The sequence below is a fragment of the Vineibacter terrae genome (assembly GCF_008039615.1).
Taxonomy (GTDB): domain Bacteria; phylum Pseudomonadota; class Alphaproteobacteria; order Reyranellales; family Reyranellaceae; genus Vineibacter; species Vineibacter terrae.
This window is the reverse complement of the sequence record NZ_VDUZ01000057.1, coordinates 33850-54365: the sequence shown is the minus strand read 5'-3', so window position 1 is coordinate 54365 and position 20516 is coordinate 33850. Positions and strand designations below refer to the sequence as shown.

The window sequence follows — 20516 nt, the reverse complement described above, 5'->3', positions numbered from 1 at the left end:
TGTGGCAGATGCCGGTGGCCTTGATCTCGACCAGCACCTCGCCTTGCCGGGGCCCCTCGAGATCGACCATCTCGACTTCCAGCGGTCGCTTGGCGGCAACGGCAAGGGCGGCGCGGGTTTTCATCGGTAATCCTCGTGACGACGGCGAACGGCGCAATGCTAGCCCACATCCGGCACCGGATGGAACGCCATGTGCGGCATGCCGGCCGCGCGGATGTGCAGGGCTTGCTACCGTCGTGGCAGGCCCGATGTCATCCCAAGCGCAGCGAGGGACCTCCTGCGAATGACGCACCGTGCGTCCGGCCGCGGGAGATCCCTCGCTGCGCTCGGGATGACATCGGGTTCAGCACGGGAGCCGGGCTCACGCTTCCGCCGCCGGCGGCTCGATCTCGATCGCGCACCTGTTCCTGGCCGGCATCTTTCCCGGCGTGCTGCTGGGCGTGGCGATCATGGCGCTGTGCCTGCTGCTGTCGCACCGCAACGGCTACCCCAAGGGCGAGCCGGTGAGCTTGCGCCAGGCGCTGTTCATCGCGCTCGATTCGCTGTGGGGCCTGTTCACCGTCGTCATCATCATCGGCGGCATCCTGTCCGGCATCTTCACCGCGACCGAGGCCGGCTCGGTGGCCTGCCTCTATGCGTTCTTCATCACCATGTTCGTCTACCGCGAATGCAAGTGGCGCGACCTGCCCAAGCTGGTGGCGCGGGTGACGCGCACCGTCGGCATGGTCATGATCATGATCGGCTTCTCGGTGGCCTTCGCCTACGCCATGGCGCTGATCCAGCTGCCGGCCAAGGCGACCGAGTTCTTCCTCTCCATCTCCGACAACAAGTACGTCTTCCTGCTGCTGATCAACATCCTGCTGCTGGTGCTCGGCACCTTCATGGACCTGGCGCCGATGCTGCTGATCTGCACGCCCATCCTGATGCCGGTGATCCTGAAGTTCGGCATCGACCCGGTCCATTTCGGCATGGTCATGCTGCTGAACCTGGGCATCGGCCTGGTGACGCCGCCGGTCGGCCCCACCATGGTGATGGGCTGCGCCATCGGCCGGGTCACCATGGAGCAGATCACGCGCCACATCTGGCCGTTCTACCTCGTGATGTTCGTCGTGCTGGTGCTGGTGACCTATGTGCCCGGGCTGTCGCTATGGCTGCCCAGCCTCATGAAAGGGTGATCGGGCTGCATAATTTTGCGATTGCGAGTCACTCGCAATATAGGCCATGATCCTTCGTCTCGCGCACCGAGGGAGGGACCATGCCGGACCAGGGGCCGACCGCACAGACAACCGATATGACGGCGGAGCACGGCTGCCCGCCGCAGGCGCGCGGTGTCGAGACGCTCGCCGTCGCCGAGCGCTTCCTCGTCTGGTGCCTGCGCCAGTGGGTCGAGGGCTGGCGGGCCGGGCTGCCCGACGGGCGCGTGCTGCATGACGGTTTCGAGGCGGCCTATCTGCCCGACGGCCTGGCGCCGTTCGACGGCATGATGCGGGCCGTGGTCGCCGGCACGCAGCGGCCGCTCGATGTGCGCTGCCTGCGCTGCCGCTTCGTGAGCGACGACGAAAGCATGTTCCTCAACGCCGTGGCGGCCGGCCAGCGCGACCGCGACGACCTGATGGCGCTGGCGTTCGACGAGTTCCTGGCGCCGGCCGCTTCCGGGGTGGCGGCGTCATCGGCGCTGGCGCTGGGCAGCGCCATGACCGCCGCCGGCCTGCTGCTGCCGCTCACCGCTGTTCCCGGCGCGGCCCGTGCCGCTGCCGTGCGTGCCGCCAATCGCGGCCTGCGTCTCGTGCAATGAGGATGTCTTGATGGCTGCTGCTGAACCCGACCGCCTGCCGGCGCTGAGGCAGGCGATGCACCGCATCGCCGATGCCGTCGCGGCGCTGCCCGAGGCGCATCGCGACCTGGCCGGCAACGCCCTGCTCAATGTCGCGGTCGAGACCCTGGTCGACGAGGTCGGGACCTCGCAGGCGGCGCGCCTGTTGCGGCGCGTCGCGGCGCTGGTCGACCACGGCGTGCAGCCGCCCGAAAGCGGCGCCATCAACCTCGCCCGCTGCGACGCCTGACCCGCGCCGGCTTCGCCGCCGTCGCCGCGGGATGGCGGCGGCCGCCGACGGCCCGGACCTGGTGCCGTGCCAGGGTCGGCGACGTGATGATGGCGGGCAGGGCCTTGAATGTGCCGCTGACGAACCTGAGGAAGGCCGTGACCTTGGGGGCGGCGTGCCGGCTGCTGGGATACACGGCCCAGAAATCCTGGCCGGGTGCGCTGTACTCGCCGAGCACCGGCTCCAGCCGTCCCGCCGCGACATCCTCGCCGAACAGATAGGAAGCCGCCTGCGCGATGCCCAGCCCGGCGAGCGCCGCTTCCCGGTAGGCGTCGCCGTTGTCGAGCATCAGGTTGCCGCGGATGGGGACGGTGCGGTCGCCTTCCGGGGTCCGGAACAGCCAGTCGCGCCCGCGCCGCCAGCTCGTGGTGGCGAGGCAAGTATGCCGGACGAGGTCGTCCGGCGTGGCAGGCCGTCCGTGGATCCGCAGATAGTCCGGCGTGGCGCAGGTCAGCCGGTAGGTGCGCAGCAGCAGCTTGGCGATCATGCTGGACTCGGGAATCTCGCCGACCCAGATCGCGACGTCGATGCCATGCGCGATCAGGTCCATGTGCTGGTCGCTCAGGGTCAGGTGCAGGCTGATGTCGGGGTACATCGCCGTGAAGCGCGGCAATGCCGGAATGATGTGGAGCCGGCCGATGGCCACGGGCATCAGGACGTGCAGCCGACCGCGCGGTGTCGTGCTGACCTGGCGCATCGCCAGGTCAGCGCTTTCCATGTCCTCCAGGATGCGCCGGCACCGCTCGTAGTACTCGCGGCCCTCGTCCGTCAGCGCGATGCGGCGCGTGGTGCGGTTGACGAGGCGGATGTGAAGCGACTTCTCGAGTTGGGCGATGCTTTTGGTCACCGACGATATCGAGACGTCCAGATGCTCCGCCGCGGCCGTGAAGCTGCCGCGCTCCACCAGCTTCACATAGGCCAGGATCGCCCTGAACTGATCCATGATTGTCCTCGAGGCCGTTCTGTCATCCCAAGCGCAGCGAGGGATCTCCCGCGGTAAGGCGCACGGTGCGCCATTCGCGGGAGATCCCTCGCTGCGCTCGGGATGACGGTCGCGAACGACACCAGCCAGCAGGTTATTATTTTTCTCAAACTGGCCAAAGTATTTTTCTCCTAATCGCGTATATCGCTCCTCACGTCGACCCTACGCTTCGACCAAGGGCTGCCGGCGGCTGCATGCCGGCGCAAGGCCCCAAGCGTGGTTGTGGGAGGGAAAGTCATGCGAAGCCTGGTCGGCGCGGCAGCCTGTCTGCTGGCCGCAGCACTCTTGGCGCCGGCGGCGGCGCAGCCGAAATATGGTCCTGGCGTCAGCGACAGCGAGATCCGGGTCGGCCAGACGCAGCCGCTCAGCGGGCCGGCCTCGGCCTACGGCACCCAGGGACGCATCGCCACGGCGTTCTGGAAGATGGCCAACGAGAAGGGCGGGGTCAACGGCCGCAAGGTGGCGATGATCGTGCTCGACGATGCCTACAGCCCACCCAAGACGGTCGAGCAGACGCGGCGGCTGGTCGAGAACGATCATGTCCTGGCGGTGGTGAACTCGGTGGGCACCCCGACCAACACGGCCGTGCACAAGTACATGAACCTCAAGAAGGTGCCGCAGCTGCTGATCTCGACCGGCGCCTCGAAATGGAACGACCCGGTCAACTTCCCGTGGACCACGTCGTTCTACCCGTCCTACGAGATGGAGGCGCAGGTCTATGCGCGATACCTGCTGCAGAACCAGCCCGACGCCAAGGTCGCGATCCTGTATCAGAACGACGACATGGGGAAAGACTATGTCCACGGCTTCAAGGCCGGTCTGGGCGACAAGGCGAAGGCGATGATCGTCGCCGAGGCGAGCTACGAGGTGACCGATCCCACGGTCGACTCGCAGGTCATCAGCCTCAAGGCATCGGGCGCCACCGTGTTCTTCAACATCGCGACGCCGAAATTCGCGGCCCAGGCGATCCGCAAGACCTACGATCTCGGCTGGAAGCCGGTTCACCTCCTGGCCAGCGTGTCGAGCTCGATCGGCGCCGTCCTGCAGCCGGTCGGGCCGGAAAAGGCCGTCGGCCTGATCACCGCCATGTCCTATAAGACACCGGGCGATCCGACCTGGGACAACGACGCCGGCATGAAGGCCTATCTCGACTTCATGAAGGCGTACTATCCCGACGGGCAGCCGGCCGATACCAGCAACATCTTCGGCTATTCCGCCAACCAGCTGCTGCTGGAGCTGCTGCGCCGGTGCGGCAGCGAGCTGACGCGCGAGAACCTCATGAAGCAGGCCACGAACCTCAGCGGCATGCAGATGCCGATGCTGCTGCCGGGCGTGACGGTCACCACCACGCCGAAGGACTTCAACCCGTTCCGCAAGCTGCAGCTGGCGCGCTTCGACGGCACGAGCTGGAACCTTTTCGGCTCGATCATCTCGGCGCAGTAGCGCAACGTGAAGTCGCATCGAACGGAGCGGAGAGGGCCATGCATGACATCGTGATACGTGGCGGTCTTATCGTCGATGGCACCGGCGCGCCGGCCGTCGAGGGCGATGTTGCGATCGAGAACGGCAAGCTCGTCGCCGTCGGCGGATCCGTCGGCGCCGGGCGCGAGGAGATCGACGCCCGCGACCGCATCGTGACGCCGGGCTGGGTCGACATCCATTCGCACTACGATGGCCAGGTGACGTGGGATCCCTACGTCAGCCCGTCCGGCTTCCATGGCGTGACGACCACGGTGATGGGCAATTGCGGCGTCGGCTTCGCGCCGGCCCGCCCCGACAGCCACGACCATCTCATCAATGTCATGGAAGGGGTGGAGGACATCCCCGGCACGGCGCTGCACGAGGGCATCAGCTGGGGCTGGGAGAGCTTTCCCCAGTATCTCGATGTCCTCGAGGCCATGCCGCGGGTGATGGATATCGCCGCCCAGGTGCCGCACAGCGCGGTCCGCGACTACGTCATGGGCGATCGCGGCGCGACCCGCGCGGTCGCCACTGCCGACCACGTCGAGGCGATGGCGGCGATCGTCGAGCAGGCGCTGCGCGCCGGCGCCATCGGCTTCTCGACCTCGCGCACCAAGCTGCATCTGGCCGCCGACGGCAGCGCGGTGGCCGGCAGCTTCGCCGACTCGACGGAGCTGCTGGCGATCGGCCAGGCCATGGCGCGGGCCGGTCACGGCGTCTTCCAGATGGTCTCCGACCTGGTCGATCCCGAGGCCGAGTTCGCCTGGATGGAGCAGCTCGCCCGGCAGCACGGCGTGCCCGTGCACTACATCCTGGTGCAGTTCGAGGAGCAGCCGGACAAGTGGCGCCAGCTGCTGGCGATGACGCGCCGGGCGGCGCAAGGCGGCGCCGACATCACGGCGCTGGTCGGCTGCCGGCCGGTCGGCATGCTGATCAACCTGGAAAGCCGGTATCATCCGTTCTCGGAGCATCCCTCCTATCTCGCCATCGCCCACCTGCCGCTGGAAGCGCGCATCCAGGCGCTGCAGCAGCCCGAGCTGCGGGCGCGTTTGCTGGCCGAGGAGACGACCAGCACGAACCGGTTCTGGCGCAGCCGCATGGCGCATTTCCACAACATGTTCCAGCTCGGTGATCCGCCGGACTACGAGCCGCCGCCGGAGCGTTCCGTCGAGGCGATGGCGCGCGCCAGCGGACGCCGGCCGCAGGAGATCGTCCTCGACATCCTGGCCGGGCATGGCGGCCACGACTGGCTGTACTTCCCCTTCATCAACTACGCCGACCGCAGCCTGCAGCCGCTCTACGACATGATGCGCCACCCGAACACGCTGCTCAGCCTTGCCGATGGTGGCGCGCATTGCGGCCTGATCTGCGATGCCAGCGCGCCGAGCTTCCTGCTCAGCCACTGGGCGCGCGACCGCCGGCGCGGCCCGCTCCTGGGGCTGGAGGAGGCCGTCGCCCTGCAGTCCAGCCGCGGCGCGGCAGCCTACGGGCTCACGGACCGCGGACGGCTCGCGCCGGGCCTGCGGGCCGACGTCAACGTGATCGACTTCGACCGGCTGCGGCTGCAGCCGCCGCGCTGGGCGCACGACCTGCCCGCCCAGGGGCGTCGCCTGCTGCAGCACGCGACAGGCTACGATGCGACCATCGCCGCCGGCGTCGTGACATGGCGGCACGGCGAGGCTACCGGCGCGCTGCCGGGTCGCCTCATCCGTGCCGGACGCCGCGCGGCCTAGTTCGCTCGGCCCCGCATCCGGATGAATGCATGACGGGACCACTGACCGGGCTGAAGGTGCTCGACCTGTCGCACTACGTCGCCGGTCCCTACTGCGCGATGATGCTGGGCGACATGGGCGCCGATGTCGTCAAGGTCGAACGGCCGGGCGTCGGTGATCCCCTGCGCCGCTTCGGCCCGGCGGTCGAGGGCCGCGGCCTCTACGCCATGATGCAGAACCGCAACAAGCGCAGTGTGGCGATCGACCTGGCCCAGCCCGGCGGGCAGCATCTGCTGCGCGCCCTGGCCGGCCGGGCCGATGTGCTGGTCGAGAATTTCCGTCCCGGGGTGCTGGAGCGGCTCGGCTGCGCCCCCGACGTCCTGCACGCGGACAACCCGCGGCTGGTGGTCGCGCGCATCTCAGGCTTCGGCCAGGACGGCCCGCTGGCGCAGCATCCCTGCTTCGACGTGGTCGCGCAGGCGATGAGCGGCCTGATGGAGATGACGGGCCCGGCCGACGGGCCGCCGCAGATGGCGGGAACCGTGGTGTGCGACTACACCACGGCGATGAATGCCGTGATCGGCATCCTGGCGGCGCTGCAGGCACGCCACGTCAGCGGCCGCGGGCAGGTGGTCGATGTCGCGCTGCTCGATGTTGCGACCTCGATGCTCATGACGGCGATTCCGGAGCAGATCCTGTTCGGGCGCCCGGCGACGCGGCGCGGCAATCGCGACCGCTACTCGGCGCCCACCAACAGCTACCGCACGGCAGATGGGCGCTGGGTCCATCTCGTGACGGCCTCGGACCCGGCGTTCGCGCGCCTGGCGGCGGCCATGGGACGGCCGGCGCTGGCCCACGATGCGCGCTTTGCGACCGCGGCGGCCCGGCTCGAGAATGTCGACGGCATCGACAGCGAGGTCGCCGGCTGGATCGCGTCCCTGTCGGCCGCCGACGCGGTGTCGGCCCTCAATGCGATCGATATTCCCTGCGCCCTGGTCGCGACCCTGGACGAGGTCGTGGCCAACCCGCAGCTCCATCATCGGCGGCAGATCACGTCCGTCGCGCACGACGCCATCGGTCCGGTCCCGACCGCTGGCGTCACCATCGGCCTGTCCGACACCCCGCTCACGATCCGCAGCGCCATGCCGGATGTCGGCCAGCACACGGCGGAGGTTCTGGCCTCCTGGCTGGCATATGGCGCGGCCGACATTGCGCGGCTGTCCGGCGAAGGCGTGATCGCGGGTTGAGAAGCGGCCCGGCTGTGCTCTACTGGAACCTCCAACAGAGGAGGGATTCGGCGGATGGCGCTCAAGGTCTATGGTGCGGCGCGAACGCGCACAGTGCGCACGCTCTGGATGATGGGCGAGCTGGGCATGCCCTACGAGCATGTACCGATCACGACCCAGGACGGCGCCAACCTGAAGCCCGACTTCGTCGCCCTCAATCCCACCGGCCGCGTGCCGGCGATCGATGACGGCGGCTTCGTGCTCTCGGAGTCGATGGCCATCAACCTCTATCTCGCCAAGACCTACGGCGGCGCTCTTTATCCCGCGACGCCGCAGGGCGAGGCGCGGGCCTGGCAATGGAGCTTCTGGGCCGTCACCGAGATCGACAAGACGATCATCGACTGGGCCCTGCACAGCTCGGTGCTGCCGGAAGCAGAGCGCGATCCCAAGCGCGCGCGCACGGCGCGCCTGGAGATGGAGCGGCCGCTGCACACGCTCGACCAGACCCTGGCCCGCGTCCCGTGGCTGGTCGAGGACCGCTTCACCGTCGCCGACCTCAATGCCGCGTCGGTGATGTATCGCGCGCTGTGGATGGACCTCGACGACAAGCCGCACGCGCGCGACTGGCTGCATCGCTGCTGGGACCGCCCCGCCGCCCGCGCCGCCCGCACCATGCGGGAGTAGCAAGATTCACCATTCACCGCAGAGGCACAGAGGACACAGAGATCACCGAGAGAAATCCGCGCGCGCCGCCGGTGCGCAAAGTCATCTTCTCTGTGATCCTCTGTGTCCTCTGTATTACTGACTTCAAGAAACTTCGCGAGCCGCGGTGATTTTTGTAGCCTTCATGGTGAGCTTGTCGAACCATGAAGGCGTCGCACGGGCAGTGGTGCGCCGCTTCATGGTTCGACAAGCTCACCATGAAGCGCTTTCCCCGCATTTGGTTGCGGCCAACGGCTGCGCTGTGCCTCTGTGGTGAATCTTCGTCGTGCGATAGCCCTCCCATGGTGTCGAAATACTGAAAAGTCCCGAGCTCAGAACGACCGCGCTACTCTCCCTCGCGTGGGCCGCGGCGCAGGGTCTTGGTCTTCGACCGCCGCTCCTTCGACTCCAGCCGTCGCCGGCGCGAGGCCGCTGTCGGCCGGGTCGGGCGGCGCGGCACGGGTGGCGTGGCGGCGGCGCGTATCAGGTCGACCAGCCGCGCCAGCGCGTCCTCACGGTTGCGCTGCTGGGTACGGTGCCGCTGCGCCACGATCACAAGCACGCCGTCGCGGGTCAGGCGCTTGCCGGCCAGCCGCTCGAGCCGCGCCCGCACCGCGTCGGGCAGCGACGGCGAGCCGCGCACGTCGAACCGCAGCTGCACCGCCGTCGACACCTTGTTGACGTTCTGGCCGCCCGGCCCGCCGGCGCGCACGAAGCTCTCCTCGATCTCGGCCTCGTCGAGCGCGATGCGGCTGGTGATGCGGATCACGGCGCCGGCTCAGCCGACGAGCTGCAGGAAGATCAGGATCATCCCGACCAGCGACACCGCCCAGACCAGCGTGCGCAGCCACGGGATGCCGGCGACATAGATCACGGCATAGGCCAGCCGGGCCCAGAAGAAGAGCTGCGCCCCTAGCACCGTCATGGCATTGGTCTTGCCGGCGGCATGCGCCACCAGCACCAGGGCGGCGAACAGCACCAGGCTCTCCAGCATGTTGAGATGCGCCCGCTTGGCGCGGCCGGCCCAGCCGGTGATGGCCGGCATATCCTCGCGGTTGCCAGCCAATTTTGTGAGGCCGACCTGCATGTTCGCGCCCATCGCGGCGACCACCATCTGGCCGACCGTCAACGCCACCGACCACACCAGCAAGGATAGCTCCGTGCCCATGTCTCCCCTCCCGTGGTTGTCCATCGCCATGGCGCGGACGCCGGCACTCTCGGCTGGCGGCCCTGCCGATGCAAGGCGCGTCTGCGTCCGTCGCTGACGCGGGCCTATGGACGGGCTGCGACTCTCTGCTAGGCTTGAGCGACAGGCGATGCGGAGGGAAGGCAATGGCCTATACGCTCGAAAGCTTCATCGACGATTGCCGCGTGGCGCTGAAGGACAATGCCGGGCCGGCCGGGCGCGAGAAGGTGCGCGCGCTGCTGGAGCAGCTGCTGGCCAACCCGGTGTTCGTCGACTCGGCGGTCGGGCCGGCGGCGCCGATCGGCACGCGCAAGCTGCACGAGGATGCCGACCTGGGCTTCGTCGTGCTGGCGCACTGCAACCCGCGCGCCCATCGCTCGCCGCCGCATGACCATGGCAGCTCCTGGGCGGTCTACGGCCAGGCGGTCAAGCATACCGACATGACCGAGTGGCGCCGCACCGACGGCGGCACCGCGGCCGGCGCCGCCGACCTGGAGGCCGTGCGCAGCTACCGCCTGGAGCCCGGCCATGCCGGCGTCTACGACGTCGGCGCCATCCACTCGATCGACTATCCCGAGGGCTCGCGCTTCGTGCGCGTCACCGGCCGCGACCTCGACTACGTGCAGCGCCTGAAGTTCGACACCGCCGCGCGCAAGGCGACGGTGATCGAAAGCGCCACGGCAGGATAGGCCGCGGACCCATGACCTACACCACCCTGCTGTGGGAGCGCTTCGGCGCCGTGCTGCGCATCACCGCCAACCGGCCCGAGGTGCTCAACGCGCAAAGCCGGGTGCTGCTGACGGAGCTCGACGCGGCGCTGCAGCGTGCCGTCGACGAGACGGACGTCAAGGTCGTGATCATCGCTGGCGCCGGCAAGCATTTCTCCGCCGGCCACGACCTGGGCAGCCCGCAGGAGATGGAGGACCAGAAGCGCCATCCCGTGGCGCCCGGCTTCGAGGGCGAGTACCGGCGCCTGTCGGCGCTCTATCTCGAGACCTGCCTGCGCTGGCGCGACGTGCCCAAGCCCACGATCGCGCAGGTCCAGGGCTACTGCATCATGGGCGGCCTGATGCTGGCGTCGTGCTGCGACCTCATCATCGCGGCCGACGACGCGCTGTTCGCCGATCGCGCCGTGCGCTGGGGCGGCGCGCATGTGCAGTATTTCTCGATGCCGTGGGATCTGGGGCCGCGCAAGGCCAAGGAGTACCTGTTCACCGGCGAGTTCTTCACGGCGGCGCAGGCCGAGGCGATGGGGCTGGTGAACCGCGTCGTGCCGCGCGCGGCGCTGGAGGCTCAGACCCTGGAGCTGGCGCAGCGCATCGCCGTCAACGACGCCTACGCGCTGCGCATGGCCAAGCGCTCGGTGAACGAGACGCTCGATGCCCAGGGCCAGCGCGCCGCGCTCGAGAACGCTTTCAAGAACTACATGCTGACCATTCCCACGCGCATCGAGCATGGCACCTACGGCAACGCCGCGCGCGAGAGGAGCCCCAAGGAGCGCTTCGCCGTCCTCAACCGCAAGCTGGGCGCGGCCGATACGTGACCCTCTGTCATCCCGAGCGCAGCGAGGGATCTCCTGCGAATAGCGCACCGTGCGCCTTGCCGCAGGAGATCCCTCGCTATGCTCGGGATGACAGGAGACTGTCGGATCACCCCACCAGCCGCCGCAACGCGCTGACGCAGCGCTCGATATCGTCCTCGTCGTTGTAGACATGCGGGCTGATGCGCACGCGGCCCAGCCGCGGCGCCACGTGCACGTTGGCCGCCGCCAGCCGCTCGATCAGCCCCGGCGGCATGCCGGCGGGGAAGACGACGCTGAGGATGTGCGGCGCGCGCAGAAGCGGGTCGGGCAGGCGTGTGTTGCCGACCGCGCCCAGCCCCGCGGCCAGGCGCGCGGTCAGCATGCCCAGCCGTCCGGCGATCGCGGCCTGGCCCCAGCCGGCCATCATCTCCATGCCCAAAGCGGCCATCTCCATGGAGATGAAATGATCGCGCTCGCCCATGTCGAAGCGCCGCGCGCCGGCGGCGTAGGCCGTATCCTTCATGTAGGGCGTGCCTTCGGCCGCGATGGCGCGGCGGCCATGGCTCGTCTGCTCCAGCGGCACGCCGTCCTGGCGGCGCTTGGCGACGTAGAGGAACGCGCGGCCATAGGGTCCCAGCACCCATTTGTAGGTCGGGAACAGCAGGAAATCCGGATCGAGCGTGCGCACGTCGATCGGCATCACGCCGACACCATGCGTGGCATCGACCAGCAGCGCCGCGGCCTGCGCGCGCAACGGCGGCGCGATGCGCGCCAGGTCGAGCGCGCCGCCGTCGGACCAGTGGATCGAGGACACCGAGGCCAGCGCCACGGGCGGCGCACCCGGCCGCGCGATGGCGTCCAGCACCGCCTGCGTCCAGTCGCCGTCGCCGGGCTGGCGCACGATGTCCAGCGTGAAGCCGCCGTCGGCGGCGCGTGTCATCCATTCCAGCACCGGTGAGGAATGGTCGTCCTGCAGCACCAGCACGCGCTGGCCGGGCGGGATGCGGATCTGCTTGCCGGCCGTGGCCACGCCGTAGGCGACCGACGGGACGAGCGCGATGTCCTCGGGCTCGGCGTTGATCAGCGCCGCCGCCGCCCGCCGCGTGCGCTCATGGACCTGCGACGCGAAGCCCGGGTCGAGTGTCCAGGGCTGGCCCTTGCGGCCGACGCCGATGCGGCCGGCTTCCTGCACCGCCAGCGGCAACGGGCTGTACGAGGCGGCGTTGAGGTAGCAGACATCGCGCGGGATATCGAACAGCGCGCGTTGCGAGGCCAGCATGCGGGCTCCTCCGGATCACGGGTGCCGACCATAGCAAGCCACCCCTGCGTGGCCCAGCGCTTGCAGCGCTTGCGGGGTCTTCGCCATGCGCTAGGCTGCGCCTTCCACCTGGGAGGATCGCAGATGACCGAGAGCGACATGTACCGGAAGGGCAGCGAGATCCGCCGCCAGCTGATGGGCGACTCGCAGGTCCAGAAGATGGCCGCCAGCGTCTATGACGATCCGATGATGAAGAAGTTCGGCGACTACGCGCGCGAGGCGGTGTTCGGCATGCTGTGGTCGCGGCCGGGCCTGGACCTCAAGACGCGGGCCCTGATCTGCGTCATTTCGGACGCCGCCACCCGCGCCTGGCCCGAGCTCGCCATCCATCTGCGCATGGCGCGGCGCCAGGGCTGGACCGAGGAAGAGCTGGGCGAGGGGCTGCTGCACCTGGCGGGCTATATCGGCCTGCCGTCGGTGCGCGAGGCGATGCTGACGGCCAAGGAGGTGTTCGCCGAGATGCGCAAGGAAGGCGAGGGCGCGTGAATGCGATGGCGGTCCAGGGCGCGTCCCTGTCTCGTCCTGTTGCTGCTGCTGGCGGCTTCGATGGTCGGTAGCGTGGCGATGGCCAGCGAGACGGCGCTGCACCAGGCGGCCGCGGCCGATGACGCGGCCAAGGTCACGGCGCTGCTGCGCCAGGGCGCGGCGATCGACGTGCGCGATGCCGGCGGCCGCACCGCGCTGCTGCTGGCCACGCACGCCGATGCCGTCGAGGCGGCGCGTGTGCTGATCGCGGCCGGCGCCGACGTGAACGCCAAGGACAGCCAGCAGGACTCGCCCTATCTCTACGCCGCGGCCGAAGGCCGGTTGGAGATCCTGCGCCTGACCCTGGCCGCCGGCGCCGACCTCAGGAGCACCAACCGATACGGCGGCACCGGCCTGATCCCGGCGGCGCATCACGGCCATCCCGACATCGTGCGCGAGCTGCTGCGCACCGCGATCGACATCGATCATGTCAATCGCCTGGGATGGACGGCGCTGCTCGAGGCCATCATCCTGTCCGACGGCGGCAAGGTGCATGTCGCGATCCTGAAGATGCTGCTCGATGCCGGGGCCGATCCCAACATCGCCGACCGCGACGGCGTCACGCCGCTTGCGCATGCAAGGCGGCGCGGCTATCGCGACATGGTCGCGCTCCTGGAAGCAAAGAACGCCCGATGATGCCTGCCGCAAAGGACATGTGATGAAGCTGAACTATGTGACCATCGAGAAGCGCGACGGCGTCGCCGTGGTGCGCTTCGACCGCCGCGAGAACCTCAACGCCTTCAATGAGAAGCTGGTGGTCGAGCTGACCGCGGCGGCACGCAGCTTCCATGACGACCTCGACACGCATGTCGTGGTCCTGGCCGGCGCCGCCAACGGCTTCTCGGCCGGCTTCGACCTGAAGGCCACCGGCAGCTGGACCACCGAAACCGACGACCTCAAGCGGCGGCACCGCGCCTATGGCGGCGTGCGCCTCTGCAAGGCGTGGGAGGCGATGCCGCAGATCACCATTGCCGCCATGGAGCGGCTGGCGGTCGGGGCTGGCGTCGCCATCGCGCTGGCCTGCGACTGGCGCGTGCTGGGCAAGGGCGCCTATCTCTACGTGCCGGAGGTGAAGATCGGCCTGAACCTGCAATGGGGCGCCCTGCCGCGGCTGGTGACCCTGGTCGGCCCGGCGCGCGCCAAGCGGATCTGCCTGATGTGCGAGAAGATGCCGGCGGCGCAGGCGCTCGACTGGGGCCTGGTCGACGAGCTGGCCGACGACGGCGCGACGGTCGAGAAAGCGCTGGCGATGGCCGACGTGGTGCGCGCCATGCCGGCGCCGACGGTGCGCATGGTAAAGGAGGCGGTGAACGCTACTGCCGGCGCGCTGCACGCCGCCAGCGCCTTCGCCGATGCCGATCAGAGCCAGCTGACCGCCGCCTTCGGCGCGGCACGATCGGCACGCACCGAATTCCGCAAGGGGTAAATCGCGAGCCGTCTGCGACGCTGCCCGAGTCGAGACTCGGGCAACGTCCGTTGCGCGCCTTCGACAGGAGCAGAAACGAGCCTGGCGTGCCGCGGTGGTCGAAGATCAGAACTTGTCAGATAGCCAGGAAGCCCCATGGCGAGCGACGGGTGACGCTTGTCAGGGATCGTCAGCACCGCCAGCGCTTTCGCATGACGCCCAGCTGAGCGCAGCGCGACGGCGCTGAGACTGTTGCCGCCGGACGTCGAGAGTGTGAGGAGCATCGCCCACCGCTACGGCTTCAGGCACATGGGCCATTTCTCCGCGGCATACCATTCGTCTCTTCGGCGAAACGCCCAGCCAGACGGTGGGCAGCGACTTCTTTCGCGCGCGTGAGCCGAAGCTTCATCGGCGGCGGGACAGCACCCGCAACAGGAAATCCGACCGACAGTCCGAATCGTGCGGGAACTGGATAGAAGCGCCGGGCGGCCGCGTAGCAGGATGAAGCTCGGGAAATCTTGGGGAAGGTTTCGCTCTTCACGTTTTGCGCTGTGCCTGCCCGAGACATCGGGCGCGTACGCGGAAACCCGTATACCCGCTGCACCGGGTAGCTTGCCCGGCCACTTCCTCGGGCAGTATCCGGCGGCAGACTTCTGTTGCCAGGGCGGTAAAGATCCTCGCAGAGGACACAGACATGATCGGGAGCCGCACCGCCTGCTGTGCGATGTACCCCTGGATTGCCTGGGCACCGGATGACGCCGACCAGCTCAGGGCGGCGATCCTGGCCAGCATCGACCGGTTCAAGATGGATACGCCGATGATGAACGAGGCACGACGCAAGCTGCTGGCCCGTGATTGATACGACACGAAACGCCGCGCCTGGCAGGCGCTTGCGCCGATTACCATTGGGCTTGGAGCTGATGTCGAAGCCGCCAAAACGCCACGCCGACATTTCAACGCGTTCATTTGCCGCCACTGGCACGCGGCCCTCTTTCGTCAGAGTGACGGCCCATCGTTTGCGCGCTCCCCGGTCGGAAAGGGGCGTCATGCTGCCGTGCGACTATGGCGGAGACGCGAATCCGGGCGGCACCTTCTTCCACGTATAGCCGCGCTGTCCGAGATCGTGACCGTACTGGTACAGGGGAACCATGTATGCCGGATCGAACGGGCCGACGTAGGCCGCCGTGAAATCGGTGTCGATGTAGGCGATGTTGAGATCGACGCCGTCCCGCTTGCTCTCGGCATAGATCCGGTACATGTCACCCGCGCCATCGCTCGCCAGCAGCATGGAGACGGCGCGGCCGACGATGGTGAGCGTGTGGCGTGGCACATCCTCCCATGGTGCGCTGAGCTTGGAATTGCGGATCACGTAGGCGACCCGCTTGCGCTGAAAGTGTTCGGCGTTGTCGATAGCCTTGAGCGAAACGGTCGGCGGATAAAGGAAGACCTGCGCCATGGCGCCGCCGTCGACATGCATCTCCTGGTACTTCTTGCCGTTGACTTCGACATCGATCATGGTCGGAGGGAAGGCGCCTGGCACGGCCGCCGAGGCGACCAGCAGGCGCCGGATCAATTCCAGTGCTTCGGGCGTGCCGGTCTTGGCGATGGCCCCGACGTTCCATATCACCGTTCTCGCGGCATCGAATTGCGTTGACGCAATCAGCAGGAGCCGGCCTCTGTCGTACTCCACGGCGATCCTGCCCATCATATCCATGGTCAGGTACTTGGACACTGTCCTGTAGAGCGGCGCATTATCGCTCAGCCCATCGCTCGTGAATGCGGCGAAGAAGGATCGCTTGGTGAAGATGCTGTCGGGCGATATCCTGGTATACACCTCGGTCAACGCATCGTCGTACTCGGGGCCGAGAAAGGCGAATGGCGCGGTCAGGGCACCGGTGCTGACGCCGGTGACGAGCTTGAATTTGGGTCGATCACCGCGCTTGGTCCAGCCCGTCAGCAGGCCGGCCCCGAACGCGCCGTCATCACCGCCGCCGGAAATCGCCAGGAGGTATGCCGGTGGTAGCGGTCCCTTGTGACCCTCGCTGCGATACCACGCGACCTCTCGTTCGTGGGCTGCCTTGACCTCGGCAGCCAGCGCCCCCGCATCGAGGTTCGGGTAGAATCGCCCGTTGGGGATTCCGACAACCGTGACGCGGTCGACGTCCTGGGCGGGCACGGCGTGTTGACGCTCGAGTGGCCCACAGGCCCACAGGCCGAGAATCCCGCATACCAGCAGCCCCCTAGCTCTGTTCATGCTGGTCTTCCTCAAGTCCGATAAACCCACGCGTGGCGAAGTGACGTATGATGCCGCAAAATGTTAAGGGTTCGAGTGGACCAGGAGCGCCATGGTCTCTGAAACTATGGACGGCAACATCTCGCCAAGCTCAGGGGAGTTGACGATACGTTCAGCCATCCTGGAGATATGCCAAAGGACCAGCTGAGCACATACTACTGCCGGGCGAGAACAACCGACTTCGGTGCCCATGTCTACTCCGCCGTGCAGAGCCAGACTATCCAATTCCCGCACGATTACGGTTCCGGCGGCCCTTTGCATGCGCTCACGACCAGGCTCGCGACGACGATTGCGATTGTCTGGATCGGCATCGCTACCTGGCGCCGCGCAAAGCACTTCTTATCGGTCCAATCAGGATTGCTTATGCGACGCCGCTGGATCGCGCACCTAAGGTGCCGAGACCGATGCCGTGTGGTCCGTCGGCATCCCGTCCCCTGCTTCCAGGAGGTTCCATCATGCCCAATGAGCTGTATGTGCCGCCGAGCCGGGCTGAGAAGCGCTTCGAGATGACCAGCAGCAACGCCATCACGCACTATCTCAACTCCAACACTATGCAGCCGAGCATCGAGGACGTGCATGCCCTCTGCCGGGCGACGATCGCCATGGTCGGCCAGATATCGGACGGCCTCGCCATGCTGCAGCGCGACCTCAACGTCACCAATGACCTCATCCTGCGCTTCCACAAGGTCATGCCGCAGCACATGACATTCGCCGACTACTTCGAGGAAGTCCGGAACTTGCTCCGCAAGCGGTGAATGGGAATCGCTGCTCGGGATGACCGTCGCGACTCACCCGCTACCGGCAGCCGGCGCGGAAGGATGCAGCGGCTTGTCCTCATCAAGCCCCGGGGGCACGTCCTTCCAGGGATATCCCCGGCGGCCGAGTTCGTAGCCGTGCTGGAACAGCTTGTTCATGTAGGCTTTGTCGAAAGGGGTCGGCGCGATGTCCGTGAACCCGCGATCGACATAGGCAAGCCTGAAATCAGCGCCGACGCTGCGGGCGAGGTGATACAGGTCGCGCACGCCGCCGGCGCCATGCACCTTGATCAGGGTTGAGATCGACCGGCCGGCGATTGGCAGCAGGCCGCGCTTCGCCTGCCCGAACTGCGGCTCCATGCGGTTGTTGACGATGACATAGAGCGTGCGCTTCCGACCGGCGATGGCCGGGGCGGTCGTGGCCGCCAGCGCCGCGGCGACCGGGACCGAAAACACCTGTGCCGTCACGCCGCCGTCGACATGCATCTCCTGGAACCTGCGTCCCTCCGCTTCCGCGTCGAAGTAGACCGGCGGAAAGACACCCGGAACCGCCGCCGAGGCGACCAGGACCTCCCGGAACAAGGCCACGGTCCCGGGGTGGCCGCTGCTGGCGATCCGGCCCATGTCCCATAGCACCGGCCGCTGGGCATCGAGATTGGTGGTGATGACGTACAGTCGCCGTCCCTTGGCATGCTCCTGCGCGATCGCGCTGATCAGGTCGGGCGTGACGTAGCGGCTGATCATGTCGCGCAATGGCGCGGTCGTGGCCAGTGAGTCGCCGACGAGAATGGCGAAGATGCTTCGAACCGCAAGAATGGCTTTCTTGTCGATGGTCGTATACGCAGCCTTGAGTTCCGCATCCTTCGTGGAGCCGACGAACGCCAGCGGCGCGATCAACGAGCCGGTGCTGACGCCGGTGACGATGTCGAAGGTGGGCCTGCCGCCCTGTTCGGACCAGCCGGCGAGGAGTCCTGCGCCGAATGCGCCATCCTCGCCGCCGCCCGACAGGGCAAGAATACGGGCCGGCGGCGCCTTCCCTGCCTTGTAGAGGCCCGCCTTCTGCTCTGCCGCGAAGCGCTCCGTGGCCTCGCGGATCACGACCTTGCTCTGCGCGTCAGCCCAGAACCGGATATCGTCAGGAAAGCCCGCGAGCCGTGCCTGATCTGATTCACTGGGCGTGTAGGTCACGCGATCAGGCAGGGCGGCGCAGGATGACAAGGCGCCGGCAATCAGAGCCGAGAGGACGAGAGTCCGTACGGCGCCCGACCAGCCGGACATTCCTCCCCAGCCGCTCTTTTGTCTCACGATGCCGAGCCGAGTCCGGGCGGCGTCTTCTTCCAGGGATAGCCGCGCTGTCCCAGCTCATGACCGTACTGGAAGAGCGGCACCATGTAGCGCGGGTCGAACGGCCCGACATACTCGGCCGTGAAGTCGCGGTCGATATACGCGAGGTTGAAGTCCACGCCATCGCGTCGGGTCGTGGTGTAGATCCGATACATGTCGCCGACGCCGTTGCTGGCGATCAGCATGGAGATCGCGCGCCCGGCAATCGTCAGCGTCTTGCGCGGCACGTCCTCCCACGGCGAGTTCAGCTTCGAGTTCCGGATGACGTAGGCGATGCGCTTGCGCTGAACGTGTTGTCTCTGACTCGTCTCAGCGAGGTGCAGCGTCGGCGGATAGAGGAAGACCTGGGAAATGGCGCCGCCGTCCACATGCATCTCTTGGTATTTCTTGCCGTTGACCTCGACGTCCAGAAGGACGGGCGGAAACGCAGCCGGCACCGCGGCCGACGCCAGCAGGATTCGCCGGATCAGCTCGAGCGCCTCGGCCGTGTCGGTCTTGGCGATGGCGCCGATGTTCCAGATCACCGGCCTGGCCGCGTCGAAATGGGTGGTAGCGATCAGCAGCAGCCGGCCCTTGTCGTACTCTGCCGCGATCTTCCGCATCATGTCCATCGTGAGGTACTTGGACATGGTCTTGTAGAGTGGCGCGTTGTCGCTCAGCGCATCGCTGGTGAGCGCGGCCAGAAACGAACGCTTGATGAAGATGTCGTCCGGCTTGGTCCTGGTGTAGACAGCCGCCAGCGCCTCGTCGTATTCCGGTCCGAGGAACGCGAAGGGCGCCGACAGGGCACCCGTGCTGATGCCGGTCACGAGCTTGAACTCGGGTCGGCTACCCTGCTTGGTCCAGCCCGTCAGCAAGCCGGCACCGAACGCACCGTCATCGCCGCCGCCGGAAATCGCAAGGAATTGGGCTGGCGGCAGGGGCCCCGTCAGGCCCTGGCTCTTGCGCCACGCGAGCTCGCGCTGGAACGCGGCGATGCCTTCGGCCTCCATCGCCGGGCCGTCCGTGTCGACATAGAACCGGGCGTTGGTGATGCCGGCGACCTTGACCTGGTCGAGCGTGGTGGCGGGCACCGCGTCGATCCGTTCCAATTGGCCGCAGGCGCCAAGGGCCACGCTGGCGGCCAGCATTCCCCCAGCCGCCAACATCTTCCTGATCGTGCTCATGTCACCCCCTTAAACTCTTATTGCCGACGAGCATCATCGTAGTCAATTGGAGGATATGCTTGTCATTGCTGCTGTACATCTTGAGGGCGCAGAGCATGCATCGCAGGCAATCCTTGGGCCCGCTCAGAGCGGGCGCGAGGTCGTTCGAGTTCAGAACTTGCGGAAACGGGATAGATGATCCCGCGCGCAGGACGCTACAAACCGTGGCCCTCGCACGTTTGGAGGCTGCGAACGCCGACTCATCAAGAGGGCACAGCTACGATGGGGCCGACTCAGTCGCACTGAGGGCAGGCGATGAGGCGCGTTCATGCTTGTCGTCAACCGAGATCGGGCAGCCGGCGGAGTTCGTCGAGGGGGCGAAGCCGTTCAACCGCAGGCCGTGGTGAGCGACGTCGACGCGCCGCATTTGCGAACCCGGATGTCGATGGGGTGTACAATCAAGGGAATCGTCGTGGGCCTTTCGATCGCGGCGGGCTGTATTGGCGGCGCGTCCGCTCAGCCTGCCGACGCATCCCGCTTTGTTGGGCTCTGGTGCAGCGGAACACTTCACCACCTCGACTCGGGATCGATCGAGCTGGCAATTGCTACGGTAAACGACGGTGTTGCGTTCGGAACCTATGCCTGGAGGGGACCGGACCCGGTCGGGGTCTCCATTCAAGGAAACATCACCGCGGGGACTCTCAAGATTGTCGTCGACTGGACCGTGAGTCTCGACTTGGCGCTGAGGGGCGGGGAACTGCACGGCACATTCTCCAACCATCGGCTGGGCAGGAAGTGGGATCTCACATTGGCGAGGAGGGATGCCTGCTAGGCCGCA

At 67.3% G+C, this 20516-nt stretch carries 22 protein-coding genes and 1 pseudogene; 15 read left to right on the top strand and 8 right to left on the bottom strand.

The window, feature by feature from the left end:
• Positions 1-124, bottom strand: a pseudogene (locus tag FHP25_RS42075) (S-(hydroxymethyl)glutathione dehydrogenase); the annotation flags it as partial.
• A 262-nt stretch (positions 125-386) separates the two neighbouring features.
• On the opposite strand from FHP25_RS42075, the gene FHP25_RS34235 reads away from it, so the two are divergent.
• The 3 genes from FHP25_RS34235 (at position 387) to FHP25_RS34225 (ending at position 2063) form a co-directional block, all read left to right on the top strand.
• Positions 387-1175, top strand: a complete 789-nt coding sequence (locus tag FHP25_RS34235) for a TRAP transporter large permease (RefSeq protein WP_147851493.1) — start codon at positions 387-389, stop codon at positions 1173-1175.
• An 80-nt stretch (positions 1176-1255) separates the two neighbouring features.
• Positions 1256-1795, top strand: a complete 540-nt coding sequence (locus FHP25_RS34230; RefSeq protein WP_147851492.1) for a hypothetical protein — start codon at positions 1256-1258, stop codon at positions 1793-1795.
• A 10-nt stretch (positions 1796-1805) separates the two neighbouring features.
• Positions 1806-2063: a hypothetical protein gene (locus tag FHP25_RS34225; protein ID WP_147851491.1), complete on the top strand. Its 258-nt coding sequence runs from the start codon at positions 1806-1808 to the stop codon at positions 2061-2063.
• Here the strand turns inward: FHP25_RS34225 and FHP25_RS34220 are convergent.
• Positions 2038-3045, bottom strand: coding sequence for a LysR family transcriptional regulator (locus FHP25_RS34220; protein ID WP_147851490.1), 1008 nt, complete (start codon positions 3043-3045; stop codon positions 2038-2040). The genes FHP25_RS34225 and FHP25_RS34220 overlap by 26 nt on opposite strands.
• 276 nt (positions 3046-3321) lie before the next feature.
• On the opposite strand from FHP25_RS34220, the gene FHP25_RS34215 reads away from it, so the two are divergent.
• Genes FHP25_RS34215 through FHP25_RS34200 form a run of 4 tightly spaced genes read left to right on the top strand, consistent with a single transcriptional unit; the run spans position 3322 to position 8167 of the window.
• Positions 3322-4527 (top strand): ABC transporter substrate-binding protein, encoded by a 1206-nt coding sequence (locus FHP25_RS34215; protein ID WP_147851489.1) that lies wholly within the window; start codon positions 3322-3324, stop codon positions 4525-4527.
• A gap of 38 nt (positions 4528-4565) precedes the next feature.
• Positions 4566-6278 (top strand): N-acyl-D-amino-acid deacylase family protein, encoded by a 1713-nt coding sequence (locus FHP25_RS34210; RefSeq protein ID WP_147851488.1) that lies wholly within the window; start codon positions 4566-4568, stop codon positions 6276-6278.
• 29 nt (positions 6279-6307) lie between these two features.
• Positions 6308-7504, top strand: a complete 1197-nt coding sequence (locus FHP25_RS34205) for a CaiB/BaiF CoA transferase family protein (protein ID WP_178133995.1) — start codon at positions 6308-6310, stop codon at positions 7502-7504.
• A 54-nt stretch (positions 7505-7558) separates the two neighbouring features.
• Entirely contained in the window at positions 7559-8167 is a 609-nt protein-coding gene (locus FHP25_RS34200) for a glutathione S-transferase family protein (protein WP_147851486.1), read from the top strand.
• A gap of 364 nt (positions 8168-8531) precedes the next feature.
• On the opposite strand, the gene arfB is transcribed toward FHP25_RS34200, so the two are convergent.
• Together arfB and FHP25_RS34190 are read right to left on the bottom strand one after the other, a co-directional pair.
• On the bottom strand, positions 8532-8954 hold the full coding sequence (arfB, locus tag FHP25_RS34195; protein WP_147851485.1) for an alternative ribosome rescue aminoacyl-tRNA hydrolase ArfB: 423 nt from the start codon (positions 8952-8954) through the stop codon (positions 8532-8534).
• Between the two features lie 9 nt (positions 8955-8963).
• Positions 8964-9353: an MAPEG family protein gene (locus tag FHP25_RS34190; protein ID WP_178133994.1), complete on the bottom strand. Its 390-nt coding sequence runs from the start codon at positions 9351-9353 to the stop codon at positions 8964-8966.
• A 164-nt stretch (positions 9354-9517) separates the two neighbouring features.
• Here FHP25_RS34190 and FHP25_RS41120 point away from each other — a divergent pair, with 164 nt between their 5' ends.
• Both FHP25_RS41120 and FHP25_RS34175 read left to right on the top strand, forming a co-directional pair.
• Positions 9518-10060: a cupin domain-containing protein gene (locus FHP25_RS41120; RefSeq protein ID WP_178133993.1), complete on the top strand. Its 543-nt coding sequence runs from the start codon at positions 9518-9520 to the stop codon at positions 10058-10060.
• A gap of 11 nt (positions 10061-10071) precedes the next feature.
• Positions 10072-10914 carry an enoyl-CoA hydratase gene (locus tag FHP25_RS34175; protein ID WP_147851481.1) on the top strand — a complete coding sequence of 281 codons (843 nt, stop codon included), beginning with the start codon at positions 10072-10074 and terminating at the stop codon, positions 10912-10914.
• Positions 10915-11020: 106 nt separating this feature from the next.
• Here the strand turns inward: FHP25_RS34175 and FHP25_RS34170 are convergent, their stop codons facing one another.
• Positions 11021-12172: an aminotransferase class V-fold PLP-dependent enzyme gene (locus tag FHP25_RS34170; protein WP_147851480.1), complete on the bottom strand. Its 1152-nt coding sequence runs from the start codon at positions 12170-12172 to the stop codon at positions 11021-11023.
• Positions 12173-12295: 123 nt separating this feature from the next.
• Between FHP25_RS34170 and FHP25_RS41115 the strand changes: the two genes are divergently transcribed.
• The 4 genes from FHP25_RS41115 to FHP25_RS41110 all read left to right on the top strand — a co-directional run bounded on the left by FHP25_RS41115 (position 12296) and on the right by FHP25_RS41110 (position 15000).
• Positions 12296-12697 carry a carboxymuconolactone decarboxylase family protein gene (locus FHP25_RS41115; protein WP_178133992.1) on the top strand — a complete coding sequence of 134 codons (402 nt, stop codon included), beginning with the start codon at positions 12296-12298 and terminating at the stop codon, positions 12695-12697.
• A 60-nt stretch (positions 12698-12757) separates the two neighbouring features.
• The gene (locus FHP25_RS34160; RefSeq protein ID WP_218578811.1) at positions 12758-13372 is read left to right on the top strand and encodes an ankyrin repeat domain-containing protein; all 615 of its coding nucleotides are present in this window, start codon (positions 12758-12760) and stop codon (positions 13370-13372) included.
• 22 nt (positions 13373-13394) lie between these two features.
• Positions 13395-14162 carry an enoyl-CoA hydratase/isomerase family protein gene (locus FHP25_RS34155; RefSeq protein WP_178133991.1) on the top strand — a complete coding sequence of 256 codons (768 nt, stop codon included), beginning with the start codon at positions 13395-13397 and terminating at the stop codon, positions 14160-14162.
• Positions 14163-14835: 673 nt separating this feature from the next.
• Positions 14836-15000, top strand: a complete 165-nt coding sequence (locus FHP25_RS41110; RefSeq protein WP_178133990.1) for a hypothetical protein — start codon at positions 14836-14838, stop codon at positions 14998-15000.
• Positions 15001-15201: 201 nt separating this feature from the next.
• Here FHP25_RS41110 and FHP25_RS34150 read toward each other — a convergent pair whose 3' ends face one another.
• Positions 15202-16317, bottom strand: a complete 1116-nt coding sequence (locus FHP25_RS34150; protein WP_178133989.1) for a patatin-like phospholipase family protein — start codon at positions 16315-16317, stop codon at positions 15202-15204.
• 572 nt (positions 16318-16889) lie between these two features.
• Between FHP25_RS34150 and FHP25_RS34145 the strand changes: the two genes are divergently transcribed.
• Positions 16890-17189, top strand: a complete 300-nt coding sequence (locus tag FHP25_RS34145) for a hypothetical protein (RefSeq protein WP_147851475.1) — start codon at positions 16890-16892, stop codon at positions 17187-17189.
• A 33-nt stretch (positions 17190-17222) separates the two neighbouring features.
• Here FHP25_RS34145 and FHP25_RS34140 read toward each other — a convergent pair whose 3' ends face one another.
• Complete coding sequence (locus FHP25_RS34140) at positions 17223-18467, bottom strand: patatin-like phospholipase family protein (protein ID WP_147851474.1); 1245 nt, start codon at positions 18465-18467, stop codon at positions 17223-17225.
• Positions 18468-18490: 23 nt separating this feature from the next.
• Positions 18491-19699 carry a patatin-like phospholipase family protein gene (locus FHP25_RS34135; RefSeq protein ID WP_147851473.1) on the bottom strand — a complete coding sequence of 403 codons (1209 nt, stop codon included), beginning with the start codon at positions 19697-19699 and terminating at the stop codon, positions 18491-18493.
• 307 nt (positions 19700-20006) lie between these two features.
• On the opposite strand from FHP25_RS34135, the gene FHP25_RS34130 reads away from it, so the two are divergent.
• Entirely contained in the window at positions 20007-20510 is a 504-nt protein-coding gene (locus FHP25_RS34130) for a hypothetical protein (protein WP_147851472.1), read from the top strand.
• The last annotated feature ends 6 nt before the right edge of the window (positions 20511-20516 follow it).

What these genes read in the sequence shown, in the direction of transcription:
- FHP25_RS34230 (WP_147851492.1), top strand. Translation starts at nt 1,256, where the DNA reads ATGCCGGACCAGGGGCCGACCGCACAGACAACCGATATGACGGCGGAG.
- FHP25_RS34225 (WP_147851491.1), top strand. Translation starts at nt 1,806, where the DNA reads ATGGCTGCTGCTGAACCCGACCGCCTGCCGGCGCTGAGGCAGGCGATG.
- FHP25_RS34220 (WP_147851490.1), bottom strand. Translation starts at nt 3,045, where the DNA reads ATGGATCAGTTCAGGGCGATCCTGGCCTATGTGAAGCTGGTGGAGCGC.
- FHP25_RS34215 (WP_147851489.1), top strand. Translation starts at nt 3,322, where the DNA reads ATGCGAAGCCTGGTCGGCGCGGCAGCCTGTCTGCTGGCCGCAGCACTC.
- FHP25_RS34210 (WP_147851488.1), top strand. Translation starts at nt 4,566, where the DNA reads ATGCATGACATCGTGATACGTGGCGGTCTTATCGTCGATGGCACCGGC.
- FHP25_RS34205 (WP_178133995.1), top strand. Translation starts at nt 6,308, where the DNA reads ATGACGGGACCACTGACCGGGCTGAAGGTGCTCGACCTGTCGCACTAC.
- FHP25_RS34200 (WP_147851486.1), top strand. Translation starts at nt 7,559, where the DNA reads ATGGCGCTCAAGGTCTATGGTGCGGCGCGAACGCGCACAGTGCGCACG.
- FHP25_RS34190 (WP_178133994.1), bottom strand. Translation starts at nt 9,353, where the DNA reads ATGGGCACGGAGCTATCCTTGCTGGTGTGGTCGGTGGCGTTGACGGTC.
- FHP25_RS41120 (WP_178133993.1), top strand. Translation starts at nt 9,518, where the DNA reads ATGGCCTATACGCTCGAAAGCTTCATCGACGATTGCCGCGTGGCGCTG.
- FHP25_RS34175 (WP_147851481.1), top strand. Translation starts at nt 10,072, where the DNA reads ATGACCTACACCACCCTGCTGTGGGAGCGCTTCGGCGCCGTGCTGCGC.
- FHP25_RS34170 (WP_147851480.1), bottom strand. Translation starts at nt 12,172, where the DNA reads ATGCTGGCCTCGCAACGCGCGCTGTTCGATATCCCGCGCGATGTCTGC.
- FHP25_RS41115 (WP_178133992.1), top strand. Translation starts at nt 12,296, where the DNA reads ATGACCGAGAGCGACATGTACCGGAAGGGCAGCGAGATCCGCCGCCAG.
- FHP25_RS34160 (WP_218578811.1), top strand. Translation starts at nt 12,758, where the DNA reads ATGGTCGGTAGCGTGGCGATGGCCAGCGAGACGGCGCTGCACCAGGCG.
- FHP25_RS34155 (WP_178133991.1), top strand. Translation starts at nt 13,395, where the DNA reads ATGAAGCTGAACTATGTGACCATCGAGAAGCGCGACGGCGTCGCCGTG.
- FHP25_RS41110 (WP_178133990.1), top strand. Translation starts at nt 14,836, where the DNA reads ATGATCGGGAGCCGCACCGCCTGCTGTGCGATGTACCCCTGGATTGCC.
- FHP25_RS34145 (WP_147851475.1), top strand. Translation starts at nt 16,890, where the DNA reads ATGCCCAATGAGCTGTATGTGCCGCCGAGCCGGGCTGAGAAGCGCTTC.
- FHP25_RS34140 (WP_147851474.1), bottom strand. Translation starts at nt 18,467, where the DNA reads ATGTCCGGCTGGTCGGGCGCCGTACGGACTCTCGTCCTCTCGGCTCTG.
- FHP25_RS34135 (WP_147851473.1), bottom strand. Translation starts at nt 19,699, where the DNA reads ATGAGCACGATCAGGAAGATGTTGGCGGCTGGGGGAATGCTGGCCGCC.
- FHP25_RS34130 (WP_147851472.1), top strand. Translation starts at nt 20,007, where the DNA reads ATGCTTGTCGTCAACCGAGATCGGGCAGCCGGCGGAGTTCGTCGAGGG.